The organism is Streptomyces calidiresistens (genome assembly GCF_014141525.1).
Classification (GTDB): Bacteria; Actinomycetota; Actinomycetes; order Streptomycetales; family Streptomycetaceae; genus Streptomyces; species Streptomyces calidiresistens.
Genome location: NZ_VKHS01000329.1, coordinates 1 through 5,772, shown reverse-complemented (window position 1 = coordinate 5,772; position 5,772 = coordinate 1). Strand labels below are relative to the sequence as shown.

Genomic DNA, 5,772 nt, shown 5'->3' with positions numbered 1-5,772 from the left:
CACCCCGCCCCGCCGGAACCGTTCCCGGCGCCACTCCTCGGCGACCCCACCGAGCCCCGCTCCACTCCCGACAGAGACCCCGAGAGAGACCCCGAGAGAGATCCCGAGAGAGAACGAGGAAGATGAACCACGATCTGCGCGGCCTCCCCGCCGGCACCGGCTCGCCCCGCTCCATCCGACCCGGGCGCCGAACCGTCCTCGCCGTCGGTGGCGCGACCGCCGCGGCCCTCGCGCTGCCCGGCTGCGGGGGCTCGAACGACACCGCTCGGCCCGCCGACGGAGGAGACGACGGGAAGCCCCGCCCCGGCGGCAGACTGCGCGCCGCCTTCGCCGGGGGCGGGGCCAACGAAACCCTCGACCCCCACCTGACCAATCTCTTCGCCGACGCCGCCCGGGCCAAGACGCTCTTCGACAAGCTCGCCGACTTCGGCTCCGACATGTCCCCCAGCCCCCGCCTCGCCGAGGGCTGGGAGAGCAACGAGGGGCTGGACCTGTGGACCATCACCCTCCGCGAGGCCCACTGGCACGACGGAACCCCCGTCACCGCCGAGGACGTGTTGTACAGCTACCGGCGCATCGCCGATCCCGACGCCGCCTTCCGGGCCCGCTCCTCCCTGGAACCCATCGACCTCGAGGACAGCCGGGCGGTGGACGAACGGACCGTGGAGTTCCGACTCAAGCGCCCCTACGCCGAGTTCCCCAACGTCCTCGCCGCCTTCGGGGCGTACATCGTCCCCGCCGGTGCCGACGACTTCACCGAACCGGTGGGCTCCGGACCCTTCCGGTTCGTCTCCTTCACCCCCGGTCGCTCCCTGCTCGTGGAACGCTTCGAGGACTACTGGGAGGGCGCCCCCCACCTGGAGGAGCTGGAGATCGTCGTGGCCGACGAGGAGTCGGCGCGGATCAACGCCCTTCTCGGCGGGCAGGTGGAGTACGCCCACGAACTCGACCCCGCCACCACCCGCGCCCACCGGGACGGCGACCGGGTCCGGATCGTGAGTCTGCCCAACAGCGCCATGCAGGGATTCGTCCTGAAGACGGACCGTGCCCCCTTCGACGACCCCCGGGTGCGGGAGGCGTTCTTCCTCATCCCGGACCGGCGGGAACTGATCGACGGCGCCCTCTCCGGCGCGGGGGAGATCGGCAACGACCTCTTCGGCAAGGGGTACCTGTACTACGCCGATGGCATCCCGCAGCGCGAACGGGACGTCGAGCGCGCCACCGAGTTGCTGCGCGAGGCCGGGTACGGCGACGGACTGACCGTCACCCTCGACACCTCGCCCGTGGCCACCGGCTTCGTCGAGGCCGCGGAGATCTTCCGGGAACAGGCCGCGGCGGCGGGGGTGACCGTCGAGGTGCGGATCGGCAACGCCGACACCTACTGGAGCGACACCCTGGACTCCGGTGTCATGTCCTCCACCCGCTCCGGTTCGATGCCCATCGAGTCGCACGTCGCCCAGCGACTGCTCACCGATTCCCCCACCAACGCCACCCAATGGCGTCACGAGGACTTCGACGACCTCTACCAGCAGGCCCAGTCCACCCGGGACGAGACCGAGCGGACCGCGCTGTACGAGCGGATGCAGCGCCGCCTGCACGCCGAGGGCGGCTTCCTGATCTGGGGCTTCGCCGACTGGATCGTGGCCACCGCACCGAACGTGCGCGGTGTCTCCGAGGATGCCCCCGCCAACACCCTCGACTGGGCCCGCTTCGACCGGGTGTGGATGGCGTGAGCGATCGCCGCGCGTGGGTGCGGCGCCGGCTGCTCCTGGGTGTGCTGCAGATCGCCGGGTTGCTGCTGCTGGTCTTCGCGCTCACCGAGGCGCTCCCCGGCGACGCGGCCGTCGCGTTCGCCGGGGACCAACCCGACCCCGAACGCATCGAGCGGGTACGGGAGCTCATGGGGTTGGACCGCCCCGCGGGCGAGCGTTTCGCGGAGTGGGTGGGCGGCCTCCTGCGGGGCGACCCCGGCGTCTCCCTGGTGACCGGTCGCCCGGTCACCGAGTACCTGGCGGCCGGGTTCGGCCCGACCCTGCTCCTGGCAGGCGTCACCCTGGTGATCCTGGTTCCCCTGGCGGTCGGGCTCGGTGTGCTCGCCGCCCGCCGCGAGGGCGGCCCGGTCGACCGATTGATCAGCACCGTCACCCTCGGCCTGTACGCGGTGCCCGAGTTCGCCCTCGGCGTGCTGCTGACCGTGGTGTTCGCGCTGTGGCTCGGTTGGCTTCCGCCCACCGCCATCGGGTACGGGACCGACCCGCTGGTCACCCCCCTCGTGCTGGTCCTCCCGGTGATGGTGTTGCTGGCCCGGCCGGTGTGCTCGATCAGTCGGTTGGTGCGGGCGGGCATGATCGAGGCCATGGCCTCCGGCCACGTGGCGCAGGCCCGCCGGTACGGCGTCTCCGCCGTCCGTGTCCGCTGGACCCACGCGCTGCCGCACGCCGCCGCCCCGGCGGCTCAGCAGGTGGCGCGCACCGCCGACTGGCTGCTGGGCGGGGTCATCGTGGTGGAGACCCTGTTCGTGGTTCCCGGACTGGGCACCGTCCTGATGGACGCGGTGGCCGCCCGGGACATCCCCGTCATCCAGGGCCTGGCCGTGCTCTTCGGGACCGTGACCGTTCTGCTCAACCTGGGCGCCGACCTGGTGGCGCACCGCTTCGCCCCGAGGCTGGAGGTGGCCGCGTGAAGACCTCCCCGCCCGGGCTCCGGCCGGCGCCGGCCCGCCGTTCCCGGGGGCAGGCGGTGCTGGGCGGCGCGCTGATCGCGGTGCCCCTCCTGCTGGCTCTCCTCGGTCCCTGGTTCGTGGGCGAACCGGGGCCGCGGGGGGTCTCCTTCACCCTCGGGGACGGTCACCGGTTGGGCACCGACTTCATCGGCCGCGACGTGTGGCGGCAGGTGCTGCTCGGCGGGCGTTCGGTGGTGGTGACCGCGCTGGTGGCCACGGCGCTGGCCTATGTGATCGCGCTGCCGATCGGTCTGGCGGCCGCCCTCACCCACCGGCCGTGGGTGGAGGAGGGCCTGATGCGCCCCTGGGACGTCCTGTTGGCGATCCCCTCCCTGTTGTTGCTGCTCATCGTCGCCACCCTCTTCTCGCCGGGGCCGGCCGGCCTGGCGCTCATCGTGGCCCTGATCAACGTCCCCGACGCCCTGCGCATCGCCCGTGCCTGCGCGGCCGACGCCGCCTCCCGGCCGGCGGTGGAGGCGATGCGCATGCAGGGCGAGAGCTGGTGGCGGATGGCGGTCGGCTACGTCGGGCGTTCCATCACACGCGTGCTGACCGCCGATGCCGGGGTCAGGCTGACCGGTGCGCTGTACCTGGTGGCCACCGCGGCTTTCCTCGGTGTGGGGATCACCCCCGACGCCGCGGACTGGGCGGTCATGGTGGACCGCAACCGCACGGGCCTGTTCATCCAACCGTGGGCCGTGGTGGTCCCGGCGCTGCTCATCGTGGCGCTCACCACCGGTACCAATCTCCTGTTCGACGCCGCGTTGGCGCGCAGGGCCGTTCGGAAGGGAGGACCCCGATGACCCGGCCCGTGGCACGGGTGGAGGACCTGCGGGTCGCGGTGGGGGATCGAGTGTTGGTGGACGGGGTCTCCCTGACCGTGCACGCCGGCCGGTGCACCGCGCTGGTGGGCCCCTCGGGCAGTGGCAAGAGCACCACCGCCCTGGCGTTGCTGGGGGAGTACCCGGCCGGTGCCCGGGTGGACGGGACCGTGGTGGTCGAGGGTCGTGCCGCCTACATCCCCCAGAACCCCGCCGCCGCGCTCAACCCCGCCCGGCGTTCCGGCGCGCTGCTGAACGACATCGCCCGGCTCGCCGGCGGAACCCGCGCCGAGCGGGCGGCACGGGTCCGCGATGCGCTGCGCGCGGCCCGCCTCCCCGACCCCGACCGGGTGGCCCGCCGCTTTCCCCACCAACTCTCGGGCGGACAGCAACAACGAGTGGTGCTCGCCCAGGCCCTGCTCGCCGGGGCGCCGGTACTGATCGCGGACGAACCCACCACGGGACAGGACCCGCTGACCACCCGCCGGGTGGTGGAGGAGTTGCGCGCGGTGCTCGACCGGGGCATCGGCGTGCTCCTGCTCAGCCACGACGCCGATGTGGTGGGTGAGTTGGCCGATCAGGTCGTGATCCTGCGCGGGGGCGGGGTCGCGCGAAGCGGGCCGGTGCAGCGAGTACCCCCCGTTGCCGGTGCCCCCGGGGACGCCGCGTCCCCGCCGGATCTCCCGCCCTCACCACCGGCCACCCGGGGGAGGCCCGGGCCGACCGGCACCCGGCCGGAACTCCTGCGGGTCGAGGGACTCACCGCCCACCACGGCCCCCGCCGCGGCCGGACCCCGGTCCTGCGGGACGTCTCCCTGTCCCTGGGCGCGGGGGAGTGCCTGGCGGTGGTGGGGCGTTCGGGGTCGGGAAAGACGACACTCGCCCGCTGCCTGGCAGGTCTGCACCGGAACGCCACGGGGCGCGTCCTGGTGGACGGGGAGCTCCTGCCCCGCAGCGTCCGCGATCGCGGACGGGGCCATCTGGCGGCGGTGCAGTACGTCTTCCAGGATGCCCGTGCCTCCTTCGACGAGTACCGGCCGGTGCTGGAGCAGGTGGCCCGTTCCGCGGTCCGGCTGCGTCGGGTCTCCCCGGCCGGGGCCCGCGCCGAGGCGGTGGAGGTGCTCGCCGGGATGGGGGTGGACGAGGCCACGGCGGCCCGTGTCCCCGACGGGCTCTCCGGGGGCGAACTCCAACGGGCCGCCCTGGCACGTGCCCTGATGGCGCGTCCCCGGGTGCTGGTGTGCGACGAGATCACCTCCGCCCTGGACCCGGTCGCCCGTGACGGGGTCGGCGACCTCCTCGCGCGCTTGGCGAACGACCCCGACCGGGCGGTCTCGCTCGTGCTGGTCACCCATGACCTGCGACTGGCGGTGGGGTTGGCCGATCGTGTCCTGGTGCTCGACGGGGGAGAGGTGGTGGAGAGCGGTCCGACCCGCGTCGTGCTGACCGCCCCCGACCACCCCGTCACCCGGCGATTGCTGGAGGCCCTGCCGGGGCCCGTCGTGCCCGTCCCCGATCCGGCGGGGTGAGGCCGGGGCCGTTCCCGGCCCGCTCGTTCCGGACCCCGGCAGGGCGGGTGAGCCGGGAACGGCGCCCCGGGTCAGTGGGGCAACGGGATCTCGTAGTGGACGGTGGCGAAGCCGGGACCGTGCTCGCCGGTGGCCCTGGCATCGAAGATCTCCTTGGCGACGTCCTCCCAGAACGGCTGTGCCCCGGCGATGTTCACGTTGGTGTGCAGGTACAGGGAGGCGTACTCGCGGACGGCGGCGAATTCCGCGGCCATCTCCACCATGACCCGGGCCAGCCCTCGACGACGGTGTTCGGCCCGCACGTAGACGCGGACCAGTTGGGCGGTGGAGCCGGAGGGATACCGCTCCGCGATCCACCGGGGGTGCGGGGGATGACGCGGCCCCCGGGAGAGGAGGCCGGTGGTTCCGACGACCGTCCGCCCCGGGTCCTCCGTGTCGATCGCCACGAGGAGGAGATGGCGGGGGTCGGTCAGGTAGGTGCCGTCGATGTCGATGACGTCCTCGTGCCAGCCGGGCACGTACCCGTAACCGAACTCGCGGTAAAACGTGTCCAGCATGACGCCGCGGGCGCCGTCGACGTCCTCCGGCTCGGCGGCCCGAACGAGGTATCGACCGACGGTACGGGGGGAGGGCAACTCACTCATGTGCGGTCCGTGGGGGTGGGGGACGGGTTCCGGCGGGGCGAATGCCGAGGCGCCCC

The 5,772-nt window shown here is 73.4% G+C and carries 5 protein-coding genes; 4 read left to right on the top strand and 1 reads right to left on the bottom strand.

Annotated features, from left to right (window positions below):
- Positions 1-122 precede the first annotated feature (122 nt).
- From FOE67_RS29340 to FOE67_RS14595, 4 genes are read left to right on the top strand one after another with little or no spacing between them, the layout of a single operon-like run.
- Positions 123-1,733 (top strand): ABC transporter substrate-binding protein, encoded by a 1,611-nt coding sequence (locus FOE67_RS29340; protein WP_182664359.1) that lies wholly within the window; start codon positions 123-125, stop codon positions 1,731-1,733.
- Positions 1,730-2,683, top strand: coding sequence for an ABC transporter permease (locus tag FOE67_RS14605; protein ID WP_182664357.1), 954 nt, complete (start codon positions 1,730-1,732; stop codon positions 2,681-2,683). The genes FOE67_RS29340 and FOE67_RS14605 overlap by 4 nt, the downstream gene beginning before the upstream one ends.
- 56 nt (positions 2,684-2,739) lie before the next feature.
- Positions 2,740-3,525: an ABC transporter permease gene (locus FOE67_RS14600; protein ID WP_323384934.1), complete on the top strand. Its 786-nt coding sequence runs from the start codon at positions 2,740-2,742 to the stop codon at positions 3,523-3,525.
- Positions 3,522-5,072, top strand: coding sequence for an ABC transporter ATP-binding protein (locus FOE67_RS14595; protein ID WP_182664353.1), 1,551 nt, complete (start codon positions 3,522-3,524; stop codon positions 5,070-5,072). Before FOE67_RS14600 ends, FOE67_RS14595 begins: the two co-directional genes overlap by 4 nt.
- Before the next feature lie 71 nt (positions 5,073-5,143).
- Here the strand turns inward: FOE67_RS14595 and FOE67_RS14590 are convergent, their stop codons facing one another.
- Positions 5,144-5,629, bottom strand: a complete 486-nt coding sequence (locus FOE67_RS14590) for a GNAT family N-acetyltransferase (protein WP_438874221.1) — start codon at positions 5,627-5,629, stop codon at positions 5,144-5,146.
- Positions 5,630-5,772 lie beyond the last annotated feature (143 nt).